This window comes from Bacillus sp. FSL L8-0199 (assembly GCF_038005705.1).
In the GTDB taxonomy this organism is placed as follows: Bacteria; Bacillota; Bacilli; order Bacillales; family Bacillaceae_G; genus Bacillus_A; species Bacillus_A cereus.
In genome coordinates this window covers 2,724,651-2,739,081 of record NZ_JBBOTS010000001.1, presented here as the reverse complement: position 1 = coordinate 2,739,081, position 14,431 = coordinate 2,724,651, and the positions used below count along the sequence as shown (strand labels likewise).

Here is a 14,431-nt window from a genome sequence, read left to right as displayed (position 1 = left end):
ATGCAAAAAATTAAAGGGGCATTCCCAGTATTAATAACACCGATGGATGAATTTCAGGAAATTAATTGGGATGGGGTAAAGCAAAATGTAAATTACTTTATCGAACAAAACGTTGCAGGTATCATCATTAATGGAAGTACAGGAGAGTTTGTAAGTTTATCAAAAGAAGAGCGATTTAAAATGGTAGAAACCGTTTTGAAAGAAATTGATGGCCGTATTCCAGTTATTGTTGGAACTGCTGCGGAAACGACGAAAGAAACAATTGAATATACGAAGCATGCAGAAGCACACGGAGCGGATTGTGCATTAATTATAAACTCTTACTATTGTAAACCGAAGGAAGAGGAGATTTATTTTCATTTTAAAGAAATCTCAAACTCTGTAAATATACCAATTATGTTATACAATAATCCATTTACTTCTGGTGTTGATATGAGTACAGAGCTAATGCTCCGTATTGGAAAAGAGTGTGAAAATGTTACACATATTAAAGAATCTAGCGGAGATATTCGAAAAGCGAGAGATTTAGTAAGACAAAGTGAAGGGGCTTTCCAAGTCTTCTGTGGTTCTGAAGATTTAGTTATGGAATCATATTTAGTTGGTGCCTCGGGATGGGTTTCAGTAGCAGGAAATATCGTTCCCGGTCTCGTTACAAAAATGTATGAGCATTTTCAAAATGGTGAATTAGAAAAGGCGTGGGAAATAAACGATGCTATTTTACCACTTTGCGAGTTTCTTGAAGGATCAGGGAAATATGTTCAAATCGTTAAACGTTCTATGGAATTACATGGGCAAGCGGGAGGACCTTCTCGCTATCCAAGACTAGGGTTAACTGTAGAAGAAGATCAAAAGCTTCAAACGATTTTATCAAATATTGCAGCTCATGCAGCTGTTTAAATAAGGAGGAGGACATAATGTTAAAGACAAATATTGAGCTGAAACCAAAAGTGGAAGCGTTTTTAAATGAAGAAATTAAAATGTTTATTAATGGCGAATTTGTTTCTGCTATTGGCGGAAAGACGTTTGAAACGTACAATCCAGCAACAGAAGATGTTCTAGCTGTCGTATGTGAAGCGCAAGAAGAGGATATTGATGCTGCAGTAAAAGCGGCAAAATCTGCATTTGAATCTGGCCCGTGGGCAGAAATGACTACTGCTGAAAGAGCGCATCTTATTTATAAATTAGCAGATTTAATTGAAGAACATAGAGAAGAATTAGCGCAACTAGAAGCTTTAGATAATGGAAAGCCATACCAAGTAGCACTTGATGATGATATTTCAGCGACTGTAGAAAATTATCGTTATTACGCAGGATGGACTACAAAAATTATTGGGCAAACAATCCCGATTTCAAAAGATTACTTAAATTATACGAGACATGAACCTGTTGGTGTTGTAGGACAAATTATTCCGTGGAATTTTCCGCTTGTTATGTCTTCTTGGAAAATGGGAGCTGCACTGGCGACAGGTTGTACGATTGTATTAAAGCCAGCAGAGCAAACACCTTTATCTTTACTATATGCAGCGAAACTCTTTAAAGAGGCTGGATTTCCAAACGGCGTTGTAAACTTTGTACCAGGCTTTGGTCCTGAAGCAGGGGCTGCAATTGTAAATCATCACGACATTGATAAAGTTGCTTTTACAGGATCTACTGTTACAGGAAAGTACATTATGCGTCAGTCTGCAGAAATGATTAAGCATGTAACGTTAGAGCTTGGCGGAAAATCACCAAATATCATTTTAGAAGATGCGGACTTGGAAGAAGCGATTAATGGTGCATTCCAAGGTATTATGTATAATCACGGTCAAAATTGTAGCGCAGGATCACGTGTGTTTGTTCATCGTAAACATTATGAAACTGTAGTAGATGCACTTGTGAAAATGGCGAACAACGTAAAACTTGGAGCAGGTATGGAGAAAGAAACGGAAATGGGTCCACTCGTATCTAAGAAACAACAAGAGCGTGTGTTAAATTACATTGAGCAAGGGAAGAAAGAAGGCGCTACAGTTGCGGCTGGTGGTGAACGTGCACTTGAAAAGGGTTATTTCGTTAAGCCAACTGTATTCACAGACGTTACAGACGATATGACAATCGTTAAGGAAGAAATATTTGGACCAGTTGTTGTTGTTCTGCCATTTGATTCGACAGAAGAAGTAATTGAACGAGCGAACAACTCATCCTATGGCCTTGCTGCGGGTGTATGGACGCAAAATATCAAAACGGGTCATCAAGTGGCAAATAAATTAAAAGCAGGAACAGTATGGATTAATGATTATAACTTAGAAAATGCAGCTGCACCATTTGGTGGATATAAACAATCTGGTATTGGCCGCGAATTAGGTTCATATGCGCTTGATAATTATACAGAAGTGAAAAGTGTTTGGGTAAATATAAAGTAATAGGGCGTTTTACTGATAAAAATTGAGGGATGAAATAATGAAAGATGCGGACAACTAGAAAGTTTGATAATAGTTGTCCGTTTTTTTTATATACAAAATTGCTTTTCAAAAGAATGATAAGGGGGATTTGGATGGAGAATTTAGTAGAATGGTTAGTAGGGCAAGTGTGGAGTATCGGTTTAGTTGTTTTTGCATTAGGGGCAGGCGTATATTTCACGATTGCAACACGCTTTTTGCAAATCCGTTATTTTAAAGAGATGATTAAACTATTATTTGAAGGAAAGAGTTCAGAGACGGGAATATCATCTTTTCAGGCATTTTGTTTAGCCTTATCAGGAAGAGTTGGAATTGGTAATATTGCAGGGGTAGCGACAGCAATTGCTTTCGGCGGTCCTGGAGCTGTATTTTGGATGTGGGTAATGGCTTTGTTAGGGGCAGCGAGCGCGTTTGTAGAATCAACATTATCTCAAGTATACAAAAGTAAAATAGGGAATGAATATCGCGGCGGTACTCCATATTTCATTGAGAAAGGTTTGAAAATGAAATGGTTTGCAGTCATTGTAGCAGTAGTTGTAACACTTTCATATGGCGTTTTATTACCAGGTATTCAATCTAGTAGTATCGCAGTTGGATTTGAAAACTCTAATGGTATTAGCAAATATATAACTGGTATATTTTTAGTCTTGTTACTAGCAGCAATTATTTTTGGTGGTGTAAAGAGAATTGCTGGCGTTTCTCAAATGCTTGTTCCATTTATGGCAATTGGTTATGTAATTGTTACATGTATCATATTAATTGCGAATGTAACGGAGATTCCAAGTATGTTTGCTTTAATTTTCTCTAGCGCATTTGGTGTAAATGAAATGTTTGGTGGAATTGTTGGTGCAGCTATTGCATGGGGCGTAAAACGCGCTGTATTTTCAAACGTTGCTGGTGTCGGAGAAGCGACGTATAGTTCGGCGGCTGCTGAAGTATCGCATCCCGCAAAACAAGGATTAGTTCAAGCGTTTTCCGTATATATCGATACAATTGTCGTATGTACAGCGACAGCTCTTATGATTTTAATAACAGGTATGTACAATGTTATACCTGAAGGGAAAACCACCATTGTACAAAACATAGGAAATGTGGAAGCTGGTCCAATTTATACACAACAAGCAGTTGAAACTGTGATAACAGGGTTTGGTCCAATATTTATTTCAATTGCGATTTTCTTTTTTGCATTTACAACGTTACTCGCTTACTACTATATCGCTGAAACAACACTTACTTATTTAGATCGTCAACTGAAGTATGGCTGGTTAAAACCAGTTTTAAAATTTGGATTTTTAATTATGGTTTACATCGGTAGCGTTGAATCAGCGTCGCTTTTATGGAATCTTGGAGATTTAGGAATCGGTAGTATGGCATGGTTAAACTTAATCGCAATCTTACTTTTAAGTAAAACCGCATTAAAAGTGTTAAAAGATTATGAAACGCAGAAAAAAGAAGGGAAAGATCCAGTATTTAATCCTAAAAATGTGGGGATTGAAGGATTAACATTTTGGGAAGAAAGAAGTAAAGAGGTTGAAAGAAAAAGTTCTAGAGAAAAAGTTATTGTAGATGATAATTTAAAATTATAACTTAAATTAACTGAAAATTCTTAATTTAAAAGAAGGTATATTACCTCCATATTATCACATACTACAATAAGTATGGATAATATGACTGGAGGGAATAAGATGGAACATGAGCAACATAGTTCGATAAATGATATTCTACATCATTATAAAGAAGGTATAGGTAGTTTTACAAATCAAATTCCTGAAATCGCTGAGACATATAATGCGTTCACGCAAGCTTGTTTTCAAGAGGGTGCTTTAACAAAAAGAGAAAAGCAACTTATTGCATTAGGAATTAGTTTAGCAACGCAAGATGAGTATTGTACAATTTATCATACAAAAGGTTGTCTTGATCAAGGATGTTCGGATAAAGAGATTCTGGAAGCATGTGGTGTTTCAGCAGCATTTGCTGGCGGAGCTGCGATGAGTCAAGCGGTAACTTTAGTGCAAGAGTGTTTAACAGAACTGAAAAATCAAAAGCATTGAATAAAAAAACGTTTTAAACTTTATGTTTAAAACGTTTTTTATGTGAAATTAAATTTGAGTATAAAAATTATCTAGGATGGGTTCAATTTATGGTTATACAATAATGGGAGAATTTTAAATTTAGTAGGAATGAGAAATAACAACTATTTATTTAGTTTTAAGGTTTTGTAAAAAGCTTCAATTGTTTCATATAATCAATGGCTTTTGTTTTGTTTTTCTGTTTAGAAACATACATACAAATTTTTATCGTTTTCAATTTAATATTCTATATCTTCATAAATAGATTTTTCTACATCAGGAAGAACTGTGTATATACTCTTATCGATTAAAGCTTCTAATTCTTTCTTAATCGCATAAAACCCTTTCCAATGTAAAGATGTATGAGATGTTGTACCATGACGCAAACCAACAGAAATTAATCTTCTTTCCAGCGTAGTAAAGCCATCCGCATCAGCAAGAGCGTCACAAAGAGTAATTACTTTATTGTATAAATCGTAGTTACAATGTTCATTTAATATTTCAACTAACCGGCTTCTCATATGGTCAGGAACGAGACTCCATTCCGCTGCGATATCTATATGTTCATTTTTGCATGGGAATGAGTGTGTCACACAAATAACAGCGTTTCCTGTATACCCTAAATCATTCATATACATATAACCATCATAGGAATGAATGACCGATTTGGTAAAACCTTTGTATCTTCCGATATCATGCAAAAGGGCAGCGTTATATGCTATGTCAGCATCTAGCTTGTACCCTTTTTTTATAAGTTCTATAATTATGTTTTCAGTTGCATGAGCAACATGTAGTGAATGTTCAAACCAAGGGCCCGGGTTTTGTTCATATGCCCATTCGAGTAATTCTTTTGCGTATGTTCTATCTAATATATATTTCATATCGTTATCCTTTCACAAAAAATCATATCTTACTATAAATTCCTCTTATTATTTCATTATTCCTTCTTTAAAAATTGTTACAATGAAACAAAAGGGGGAAAAGTAATGCGAAATTTAGTAATTGAAGAAATTAAGAAACTAGAAAATGATATAGAAGAACTTTCGAAACTTTTGAAAATGGTTGTAAATGATGGGGCATCAATTGGTTTTTTGCCTCCACTGGAACAAAAAGATGCAACAAAGTATTGGCAAACAGTATTAGCGCCAGAAGTGATATTGTATGTGGCTAAAATAAACAACGAAGTAGCAGGGAGTATTCAATTACAGTTAGTTACAAAGCCTAACGGAATTCATAGAGCTGAGATTTGCAAATTAATGACTCATCCAAACTTTAGACGTAACGGTATTGGACGAGCGCTTATGCAAAAAGCAGAGGAACGAGCAAAGCAAGAAAACAGGTCTCTTTTAGTATTAGATACAAGAGAAGGAGATCCTTCCAATAAATTGTACAAATCACTAGACTACCAAGAAGTTGGAACAATACCAGGGTATGCAATTTCTCTGAATGGAAAGTTAGGTGCTACGGTTATTTATTATAAAAACATTTAAGGTATAATCAAACGGGGAGAGTGCTTAATTATTAGTAAGTGAATAATAAACGACTATTTTTAACACCGTCTATATTTTTCTGGCGGTGTTAAAATAGTTAATTATAATCTAATTAACGCACTAAATGAATTTGAGAAAGTTTTTAGAGGGTTCTTTTAGTAATGATTCTCGTCTTATAATAAATGTAGAGAAGATGACTAGCCAACTATAGTTATTTTCGCTTTATTATGGGAAGGGGATGAAAGAATGAAAAAGAATAGTTTACAAAAGATGAAGAAAGTTATTTTAAGTGGTGGCGTATTACTTACGGGATTATTAACATTTGGATTTTCAGAAAAGGCTTCAGCTCATGGATATGTAGAATCACCAGCGAGCCGATCTTATTTATGTAAGCAAGGGGTAAATGTAAATTGTGGACCGATTCAATATGAACCTCAAAGCGTAGAAGGAATAGGTGGATTTCCGCAACTAGGACCTTCTGATGGACAAATTGCAGGGGCTGGTCATTTTCCCGCTTTAGATGTTCAAACTGTAGATAGGTGGAAGAAAGTTACGTTAAATGGCGGGACGAATACATTCAAGTGGAAACTAACGGCTCCTCATAGTACGAAAGAGTGGAAATACTATATTACGAAAAAAGGTTGGAATCCCAATAAACCTTTGACGCGATCAGATTTAGATTTAGTGCCATTCTATGTGAAAAATGACGGTGGAGCTAGACCAGGAACAACAGTAACGCACGAAGCGAATGTACCAACTGACCGTAGTGGATACCATCTTATTTTAGCTGTTTGGGAAATTGCAGACACTGGAAATGCGTTTTATCAAGTTATAGATGTAAACCTTTTGAATAATGGCTTATCCTCAAATTTCGCTTTTAACAATGTAGTGCAAGCTCCTACACTATTTTAATTGAAACATACATTTCGATCATCTAATTCATTTTAGATGATTTTTTTTATGAAAATGATGAAAAATATAGAAGAAAGTGCAATTATTTATAAAAAAATATGCTTTAAATATTGTCATATTTGCTTCTTTAAGATATCCTTTTCATGAAGAGGTGGAAAACATGGAAAAAGTACTAGTTTTCGGGCATAAAAACCCAGATACAGATGCAATTTGTTCTGCAATTGCTTATGCAGAATTGAAAAAAGAATTAGGAATGAATGCTGAGCCTGTACGTTTAGGCGAAATCAGCGGTGAAACTCAATTTGCGTTAGACTATTTTAAAGTAGAAGGACCGCGTTTTGTTGAGACAGTAGCAAGCGAAGTGGACAACGTTATTTTAGTTGACCATAACGAGCGTCAACAAAGTGCTAACGATATCGAATCAGTTCGTGTGTTAGAAGTTATTGACCATCACCGTATTGCTAACTTTGAAACAAGCGATCCTATATACTATCGTTGTGAGCCAGTTGGCTGTACAGCTACAATCTTAAACAAAATGTACAAAGAAAATGGCGTAACAATTCGTAAAGAAGTTGCAGGTTTAATGTTATCTGCAATCATTTCAGATTCTTTACTATTCAAATCTCCAACTTGCACAGAACAAGACGTAGCAGCTGCTCGTGAATTAGCGGAAATCGCTGGTGTAGATGCAGATAACTACGGCTTAGAAATGTTAAAAGCTGGTGCTGACTTAAGCGGAAAAACAATGGAGCAATTAATCTCTCTTGACGCTAAAGAATTCCAAATGGGTAATGCGAAAGTTGAAATCGCACAAGTAAACGCTGTTGATACAAACGACGTTCTTGTACACCAAGCGGAACTTGAAAAAGTAATTTCTGCAGTAGTAGAAGAAAAAGGTTTAGACCTATTCTTATTCGTTGTAACTGATATCTTAACTAACGATTCTGTCGGTCTTGCAATCGGTAAAGCAGCAAACGTTGTTGAGAAAGCATACAACGTATCACTAGAAAACAATACAGCTACTTTAAAAGGTGTTGTATCTCGTAAAAAACAAATCGTACCAGTATTAACAGAAGCATTCCAAGCTTAATCGTATTGCGTACAGATGAACAGTAAGGACAAGTAGTCAGATTGGCTACTTGTCCTTTTTTATTTATAATAAGCAGAAATTTTTAACTTTTAAACAGTCGCATTGTGTATGCTTAATGATATGGAAGTATTGAAAAGTAAATTACAGGGGCTTTTTGAAAAAATATTGAATCTGTTTCAAAATTAGAGAGCTGGATTTCGGAGGAACTGCGTTTAACTTTTTAGAAGAAAGGATATAAAGTTTTGATTAACGAATTAAAATAAGGATAGCGTTAGCTATCCTTATAATCGTTTATTCGTAAGATTTTTTCTTGTTTATATAAAATGTGATTATCGTAGTAATGAAGAAAATAGGTATCGCATACACTTGCCCAACAAATAACTTCCAGCCGACATAATTATAGCCTTCAGATGCTGGGATGATAACGGAAATAACGCAAACGATAAAATAGACTAATAGTGCAGGGATAATATTTTTCATTTTTATGAACCTCCTTTATTGTTTTATTACTACATGCTAGTATTATAATTTACTTTCATTATTTTGAAGAAAAAATGAAAAATTTTTATGGTATTATAATATTTGCAATGAGAGTAATCTATAGTACGTATATGGTAAAATGTGTAATTTAAACTTTCAGAATTATTATATAGTATTTCGAGAGAAAAATGTACAAAATAACGAATTTTATTTACCAAAGTAAAGGGAGTAGAAATATATATGAAAAGGCTATGTATAATTCCATGTGGAAAAAAGAAAATTTGGGATAAACATTCAGACTACGGACCGATGGAAGCAAAAGATGTATATATTAGTCCGTTCGGAAAAGCATGTCAGGCGTACGCAACTATGTTTTTCGAAAACTGGGTTATATTATCAGCGAAACATGGATTTTTAAGACCAAGTGATATTGTATTAGAAAACTATGATCTTGCATTTGATTCAAAAAGCGATGAGGTAATAAGTATAGAGCAATTACAAAAACAGATGGTAGATAAAAGTTTACTACAGTTTGACGAAATCGTCTTATTAGCAGGGAAGAAGCATAAAAAAGTAGTGACAAAGTTATATCCAGAAGAAATGATTACATATCCGCTAGAGGGGTGTAAAGGGATTGGGTATATGTTGCAGAGGTTGAAAGAAGCTGTGAAGGAAGGGGAGGAAATATAGGTGTAGTTTCAGTGATTTTAAACTCTATTTATTTAGGGAGCTGAAAAGTAAAATAGAGTTTTTAGGCATCGCCGAAAGGGTGATGCTTTTTTGTTCGTGTCGTCATTCATGTAAAAGTAATTTAGAGAATAAATCATTCGATTTATGAAGCGATAGCTTTTTTATATCGAAAACAAATTGCGTCACTTTTAGAAAATGTAGGACGTATGGGCACAGTTAAGATTGCAAGTGGGAATAGCAATAAGACAAGTTTTGAATAAGATATTAAGAAAGGAGATGTTGATGAATAATGGCTAGATATAGTTTGCACGGAGGACACAATAGTATTGTTCAAGGTGCTAATTTCGGGAATCGGAAAGAACACGTTCTAGATAGGCAAGTTAAAGATGCCGTGGCGGCTAAGTTAAGAGCCCTAGGACACACGGTTTATGACGATACGGACGAGGTAGGGGCAACTCAATCACAAAATTTAAATAATATCATTCGGAATAGCAATTCCCATGCTGTGGATTTAGTTATTTCTTTTCATCTTAATGCAAGTGATGGAAATGGACAGGGTGTTGAGGTTTTATATTATGATCAGAAAGATTTGGCGGCTAAAATCTCAGCTCAACTAGCAAAAGATATTGGATGGCGTGATCGAGGTGCGAAACAACGTACAGATTTAGCAGTATTAAATGGAACGAAGGCACCGGCTATTCTTATTGAATTAGGATTTATTGATAATGAATCCGACATGGCAAAATGGAATGTTGATAAAATCGCTAATTCTATTGTATTTGCTCTTACAGGACAAACTGGAGGAGGTGAAGCGAATTTGCTCAAAGTAAAAACTGGTGGTGTAGCATTTAGTAATTTACAAGCTTTGGCTCAAGCTATGGTTGATGCGGGTATTGATGGACAAATTGTCGTTCAAAAAGATGACATTGGTTATGCTATAACGAATGGCTATCCGTCCGGGAATATCGATAAATTTACAGCTTGGTTAGATGCACGTAAATGGTACTATGAGTACGTGAGATAAAACGAAAATTGGTTTGATTAAAAACTAAAAATTGTCTTATTTTTAGTTAACAAGTATATTAAGTAACTATAAAAATATGGACAATTTATATGTAAATTAGTACACAAAACCACCTGTCAGAAAGGTGGTTTTATTTATCAAGCTATTTGCGGGAAGTAAAATTCTCACCTCAAAATTCGGATGAAGCTAAGAAATTAGGTGGGAATTACACTGCTCGTAGCCTCCTACTAATTATCGTTTCACTTTATATAGTTTAGAGTTTTGTAAATCTTTACTTATTAAACCCGTAATAATATTTTGTTTTCTCAATACATAAGCCGAATTTTAAATTATTACCCAATAATATAATACCTCTCATACTATTTATTAGTTGATAATAACAAAAAAACAAGCTTTGAATATAATAATGAAAAAGGAGATGTTAAATAATGGGTTATATTGTAGATATTTCGAAATGGAATGGCGACATTAACTGGGATATCGCAGCACCACAATTAGATTTCGTAATTGCACGTGTGCAAGATGGTTCAAACTATGTAGATCCTTTATATAAAAATTATGTACAAGCAATGAAAGCAAGGAATATTCCGTTTGGTAATTATGCGTTCTGTCGTTTCGTTTCAGTAGAGGATGCACGGATAGAAGCAAGAGACTTTTGGAACCGTGGTGATAAAAATGCAACAGTTTGGGTAGCTGACGTAGAAGTAAGAACAATGAACGATATGAGAGCGGGTGCACAAGCTTTTATTGATGAATTACGCAGATTAGGAGCTAAGAAAGTCGGTTTATATATTGCTCATCATATGCATGCTCCATTTGGAATGGCAAATGTCAATTGTGATTTTGTATGGATTCCTCGTTATGGTGGTAACAAACCGGCGTATCCATGTGATATTTGGCAATACACAGAGACAGGCAATGTGGCTGGTATCGGCAAGTGTGATTTAAATAAGCTGATTGGAAATAAGCCGTTAGCTTGGTTTACAAATCAAATTGTTGAGCCGATAAAAAAACAAGAAGGGGTTGGAATTATAGTGAATAAATATAACAAAGTAGTTACTTATGAATTTGGTGTAAATTTAATTTCTGACATGATTCAAATGATGGATAAGCTTGGATATACTTCTAAAATAATATCTCGTGGAGATAACCAAGGGCTTGTGTATTTCGAAACAGATTATCGTCAAGGGAACGAACTGGACAAAGCGACTGCTTGGTTAGATATGAAAGGAATTAAATATTTTTATACAAAAGAGTAGTTTGCAAAAATAAGAGCCGTCATGTGACGGTTTTTATTTTTATTTAATCTTTTAACTCTACTTATAATATGGAGAAAATAGACTAATAAACAAGCCTTTGTATACTTTCAAACATAGAATATGATGAATTCTATCAAGGAGGAAGCATATTTATGAGAAATACTTGTCATTGTGGACATTTTCAAGATTGTAATAAATTTTGGGATGATTTAATGTTTGGGAGATGTAGATGTAAGCGCAATGATTTTCACGAGTGTTGTTGCAAAGAGAAACCGAAGTGTGAGTGTGAAAAATGTCATTGTAAAACAAAAGCGAAATGCCATTGTAGGCATGAAGAGGAAGGGTATTAATAATAAAAAAGAGTACGATGCGTACTCTTTTTTGGGGTGATTATATTCCATTTTGAACAGATTTCTTTACAATTACCCATGTGTCTTTCTTTTTAACCGTTATAGCTACATTAGTTCCATTAGATTCCTTATAAAAGATATATCCATTGTTTGAGTTTACATATGTAACTGGTTCACCTATGCAATCTCGCGAGCAGGATTTGTTGACTAGTTCAATTAAGGATAGTTCACTTGGATCGGTTTTACTGGCTTCTATAACAGCATCAAGGCTTGTTTTTCGATAACCTTGCAAGTTTATATGAAAAAGCTGCTCTATTTCTCCTGTAATGCTAGTGTTCATTACTTCTACTGAATTCTTTTTTTCTTGAAGAAAGCCGTTTTCATAAAGTAATTTTGTATAGCCAATCCATGCTATTAACACTAGCATGAAAAACATACCCGTCATTTTAAGTATTCGAAGTCGTTTGCTTATAATTGTTTCTGAGTATTTCATTCACTCTAATCCTCCAATGTTTTTAATTTAAAATATGCTTGGATACATACTTTTAGAAGAGGATGAAAGTTAATGAGTTTTTAATAAAAAAGAAAACATCCAGGGTTAGATGCTTTCTTTTTTTGGTATTTTTGGCTATCTGTTAGTTACTTGTTTCATAAGTGGTCTTATTTCTTTAACTGGTGGTTTCTTATCATAGGCATCAACGTAAGAAAAGTAGTAGTTTAAGTTTCTTAGAAGACCTTTTCCTATTTTTGCACTTAAGAAAGGAAAGACTTGTCCGGTATAATCATCGAGAGATTTACAGTAATATTTTTCATCTAAATATATACTGTATTTACATGTTAGTTCTACTAAAGGATTCCCTTCATCATCAAATACTTCTTTAGAATCAATAATATCTATTAGTGCAAATTTTTCATTTAAGTAAACTTTCTTTTTTTTCTCGTGTTTATTTGTAAGTATAAAAACGAGACCAATCGCGTTAATCAAACTATTTCCTCCTATAAAAAACGGATATTAATAAAATATATCGATATAAGCTAAATGTAAAGAGGAGAGGTGAAATATCATGGAGAGAAAACTAAATAAGCCGATTGGTGAGAGCTGATAATCAGTGGGGGATGAACAAACCCCTCACTGATTAAAGTTTCACTTTATTGAAAGACTTGCGGGAATTGTTTTACGATTGCGTTTGTTATCATGTCAGCCATTTCTAATGCTTCTTTTTCAATTTTATCGTAAAGTTTTACTCCTGCTTCATAATCTTTATTTAGGAAGGCAAGTGCTTCTGCTTTCGTTAGTGCTAAATGTTCATAAAACATTTTTCTAAATTCTTCTTTATCTATATATGGGTTGATACTGTTAAGAAATTCAATAATTGCGTCACCATTAGCGTACCATTTTTTCTCTATAGCGGCCGCTGCATTTTGATTACCAGCTTTTGCCGCTTTAACAAGATCCGCTGCAATTACTAAGTGATCTTTAATTAATGCACTATATTTTTTTACTGCATCTTCACCGTAAAATGGTTCAAGTGATAGTCCCATATGTGTTGCGTTTTGTAGAAGTCGTCCAACAGTAACGTTAACATCTGGTAAATTAAATACTATACTTATAATAGCCAATCTCGTCCAAGCGACGTGTTGTTCCCATAAAGAACGCATATATCCTTTTAAAAAATTCTCATTTTTACTAATTCGGTAGTTCCGTACGGATAAATCATAGTTTACATAAGGGTTATGGTAGGGAGAGTAATACGATTGCCAATAAGAATACATAAATAGTAACACTCCTTTGAACATGTATAACTCAAAGTATGATGAAGATTTATTTTTAGTTCCGTGTCCTAGATTATTTTTAGGGAATTTGAAATGGAGAAATTCAATGAATGATGTTGTGATATATATGAATAATTTGAATATAAAGTAAAAGAGGGTCTGCAAGGGAAGTTACAGACCCTCAAAAGGGTATTGCCGAGATGTCGGACTCGACTACGTAATATTATCATAAAATTCTTTTGAAAAAACCTGGTAAATGTGTCCAAATGAAATTGGGACCTTCATACAGTCAAAGGGACCTGCTTCCCGCGGCAGATCCCAATAACTAGATAATGTCGATGAGCAAAAAACTCATCTGGAGTACTTTTATAGTAACAAGTAAAATGTGTTTTGTGTATTGAGAAAGAAGAATTGCATAATTATATACGAACAATTTAACTCCCAACAATTTATGATTATCATTAATTGTTGGGAGTTAAATATGGTTATAAAATGGAGAAAAGACTTGGAAGTGAGATCGAGGTACACAGAAGTATGTAATCATGAAAAAGACCTGCTAATATAAGCAGGTCAACTTAAGGGGTTTATCCAACAGATTATTATATATGTTAACAACTCAATTGTAGTAAGTCTATAACTTCTGTGAATAATATATTTTTTGGGCATATATTAACGTTTAAAAAGTTGAGAAAGAAAATTAAAAAGCTTTTTATAAGAGAATAATGGCTGATACTTATAGTATGATTCATATTTCCACGCATCATTATTAGAGAATTGGAGTTGTTTTGTTTTCGTTTTTGCCGTGATGGACCTCATATTACGATGTTTCATATAGTAACCTCCTGAATTTATATGTATA

General features: G+C 34.2%; 17 protein-coding genes. 11 read left to right on the top strand and 6 right to left on the bottom strand.

The window, feature by feature from the left end:
- The 4 genes from dapA to NST86_RS14210 all read left to right on the top strand — a co-directional run bounded on the left by dapA (position 1) and on the right by NST86_RS14210 (position 4,486).
- The gene (gene dapA, locus NST86_RS14225; protein ID WP_001169465.1) at positions 1–897 is read left to right on the top strand and encodes a 4-hydroxy-tetrahydrodipicolinate synthase; all 897 of its coding nucleotides are present in this window, start codon (positions 1–3) and stop codon (positions 895–897) included.
- A gap of 17 nt (positions 898–914) precedes the next feature.
- Complete coding sequence (locus tag NST86_RS14220; protein WP_227593165.1) at positions 915–2,399, top strand: aldehyde dehydrogenase family protein; 1,485 nt, start codon at positions 915–917, stop codon at positions 2,397–2,399.
- Between the two features lie 131 nt (positions 2,400–2,530).
- Positions 2,531–4,021 carry an alanine/glycine:cation symporter family protein gene (locus NST86_RS14215; protein WP_000429511.1) on the top strand — a complete coding sequence of 497 codons (1,491 nt, stop codon included), beginning with the start codon at positions 2,531–2,533 and terminating at the stop codon, positions 4,019–4,021.
- A gap of 72 nt (positions 4,022–4,093) precedes the next feature.
- Positions 4,094–4,486 (top strand): carboxymuconolactone decarboxylase family protein, encoded by a 393-nt coding sequence (locus tag NST86_RS14210; RefSeq protein ID WP_001999958.1) that lies wholly within the window; start codon positions 4,094–4,096, stop codon positions 4,484–4,486.
- Between the two features lie 257 nt (positions 4,487–4,743).
- On the opposite strand, the gene NST86_RS14205 is transcribed toward NST86_RS14210, so the two are convergent.
- Positions 4,744–5,385 (bottom strand): HD domain-containing protein, encoded by a 642-nt coding sequence (locus tag NST86_RS14205; protein ID WP_016118064.1) that lies wholly within the window; start codon positions 5,383–5,385, stop codon positions 4,744–4,746.
- Between the two features lie 105 nt (positions 5,386–5,490).
- Here NST86_RS14205 and NST86_RS14200 point away from each other — a divergent pair, with 105 nt between their 5' ends.
- The 3 genes from NST86_RS14200 to ppaC all read left to right on the top strand — a co-directional run bounded on the left by NST86_RS14200 (position 5,491) and on the right by ppaC (position 7,996).
- Positions 5,491–5,994 carry a GNAT family N-acetyltransferase gene (locus NST86_RS14200; protein ID WP_016118063.1) on the top strand — a complete coding sequence of 168 codons (504 nt, stop codon included), beginning with the start codon at positions 5,491–5,493 and terminating at the stop codon, positions 5,992–5,994.
- A 246-nt stretch (positions 5,995–6,240) separates the two neighbouring features.
- Positions 6,241–6,906, top strand: coding sequence for a lytic polysaccharide monooxygenase (locus tag NST86_RS14195; RefSeq protein WP_000742279.1), 666 nt, complete (start codon positions 6,241–6,243; stop codon positions 6,904–6,906).
- Positions 6,907–7,066: 160 nt separating this feature from the next.
- The gene (gene ppaC, locus NST86_RS14190) at positions 7,067–7,996 is read left to right on the top strand and encodes a manganese-dependent inorganic pyrophosphatase (protein ID WP_000416865.1); all 930 of its coding nucleotides are present in this window, start codon (positions 7,067–7,069) and stop codon (positions 7,994–7,996) included.
- A gap of 291 nt (positions 7,997–8,287) precedes the next feature.
- Here the strand turns inward: ppaC and NST86_RS14185 are convergent, their stop codons facing one another.
- A complete protein-coding gene (locus NST86_RS14185; protein WP_000789486.1) occupies positions 8,288–8,476 on the bottom strand; it encodes a DUF4017 family protein in 189 nt (62 codons plus the stop codon).
- Between the two features lie 240 nt (positions 8,477–8,716).
- Between NST86_RS14185 and NST86_RS14180 the strand changes: the two genes are divergently transcribed.
- The 4 genes from NST86_RS14180 to NST86_RS14165 all read left to right on the top strand — a co-directional run bounded on the left by NST86_RS14180 (position 8,717) and on the right by NST86_RS14165 (position 11,839).
- A complete protein-coding gene (locus tag NST86_RS14180; RefSeq protein ID WP_000824872.1) occupies positions 8,717–9,166 on the top strand; it encodes a DUF6884 domain-containing protein in 450 nt (149 codons plus the stop codon).
- A 289-nt stretch (positions 9,167–9,455) separates the two neighbouring features.
- Positions 9,456–10,190, top strand: coding sequence for an N-acetylmuramoyl-L-alanine amidase (locus NST86_RS14175; RefSeq protein ID WP_016118062.1), 735 nt, complete (start codon positions 9,456–9,458; stop codon positions 10,188–10,190).
- 428 nt (positions 10,191–10,618) lie between these two features.
- Positions 10,619–11,449, top strand: coding sequence for a GH25 family lysozyme (locus NST86_RS14170; protein WP_016118061.1), 831 nt, complete (start codon positions 10,619–10,621; stop codon positions 11,447–11,449).
- Positions 11,450–11,665: 216 nt separating this feature from the next.
- Positions 11,666–11,839, top strand: a complete 174-nt coding sequence (locus NST86_RS14165) for a hypothetical protein (RefSeq protein WP_000503012.1) — start codon at positions 11,666–11,668, stop codon at positions 11,837–11,839.
- Here the strand turns inward: NST86_RS14165 and NST86_RS14160 are convergent, their stop codons facing one another.
- The 4 genes from NST86_RS14160 to NST86_RS14145 form a co-directional block, all read right to left on the bottom strand.
- Positions 11,840–12,292 (bottom strand): hypothetical protein, encoded by a 453-nt coding sequence (locus NST86_RS14160; protein ID WP_000877574.1) that lies wholly within the window; start codon positions 12,290–12,292, stop codon positions 11,840–11,842.
- Between the two features lie 135 nt (positions 12,293–12,427).
- Positions 12,428–12,784: a hypothetical protein gene (locus tag NST86_RS14155; RefSeq protein ID WP_000606231.1), complete on the bottom strand. Its 357-nt coding sequence runs from the start codon at positions 12,782–12,784 to the stop codon at positions 12,428–12,430.
- A gap of 164 nt (positions 12,785–12,948) precedes the next feature.
- Positions 12,949–13,572, bottom strand: a complete 624-nt coding sequence (locus NST86_RS14150; protein ID WP_000287727.1) for a hypothetical protein — start codon at positions 13,570–13,572, stop codon at positions 12,949–12,951.
- A gap of 669 nt (positions 13,573–14,241) precedes the next feature.
- Complete coding sequence (locus NST86_RS14145) at positions 14,242–14,403, bottom strand: hypothetical protein (RefSeq protein WP_000682736.1); 162 nt, start codon at positions 14,401–14,403, stop codon at positions 14,242–14,244.
- Positions 14,404–14,431 lie beyond the last annotated feature (28 nt).

Excerpts from the sequence above, each read along its gene's own strand:
- dapA (WP_001169465.1), top strand. The coding sequence starts at position 1 with ATGCAAAAAATTAAAGGGGCATTCCCAGTATTAATAACACCGATGGAT.
- NST86_RS14220 (WP_227593165.1), top strand. The coding sequence starts at position 915 with ATGTTAAAGACAAATATTGAGCTGAAACCAAAAGTGGAAGCGTTTTTA.
- NST86_RS14215 (WP_000429511.1), top strand. The coding sequence starts at position 2,531 with ATGGAGAATTTAGTAGAATGGTTAGTAGGGCAAGTGTGGAGTATCGGT.
- NST86_RS14210 (WP_001999958.1), top strand. The coding sequence starts at position 4,094 with ATGGATAATATGACTGGAGGGAATAAGATGGAACATGAGCAACATAGT.
- NST86_RS14205 (WP_016118064.1), bottom strand. The coding sequence starts at position 5,385 with ATGAAATATATATTAGATAGAACATACGCAAAAGAATTACTCGAATGG.
- NST86_RS14200 (WP_016118063.1), top strand. The coding sequence starts at position 5,491 with ATGCGAAATTTAGTAATTGAAGAAATTAAGAAACTAGAAAATGATATA.
- NST86_RS14195 (WP_000742279.1), top strand. The coding sequence starts at position 6,241 with ATGAAAAAGAATAGTTTACAAAAGATGAAGAAAGTTATTTTAAGTGGT.
- ppaC (WP_000416865.1), top strand. The coding sequence starts at position 7,067 with ATGGAAAAAGTACTAGTTTTCGGGCATAAAAACCCAGATACAGATGCA.
- NST86_RS14185 (WP_000789486.1), bottom strand. The coding sequence starts at position 8,476 with ATGAAAAATATTATCCCTGCACTATTAGTCTATTTTATCGTTTGCGTT.
- NST86_RS14180 (WP_000824872.1), top strand. The coding sequence starts at position 8,717 with ATGAAAAGGCTATGTATAATTCCATGTGGAAAAAAGAAAATTTGGGAT.
- NST86_RS14175 (WP_016118062.1), top strand. The coding sequence starts at position 9,456 with ATGGCTAGATATAGTTTGCACGGAGGACACAATAGTATTGTTCAAGGT.
- NST86_RS14170 (WP_016118061.1), top strand. The coding sequence starts at position 10,619 with ATGGGTTATATTGTAGATATTTCGAAATGGAATGGCGACATTAACTGG.
- NST86_RS14160 (WP_000877574.1), bottom strand. The coding sequence starts at position 12,292 with ATGAAATACTCAGAAACAATTATAAGCAAACGACTTCGAATACTTAAA.
- NST86_RS14150 (WP_000287727.1), bottom strand. The coding sequence starts at position 13,572 with ATGTATTCTTATTGGCAATCGTATTACTCTCCCTACCATAACCCTTAT.
- NST86_RS14145 (WP_000682736.1), bottom strand. The coding sequence starts at position 14,403 with ATGAAACATCGTAATATGAGGTCCATCACGGCAAAAACGAAAACAAAA.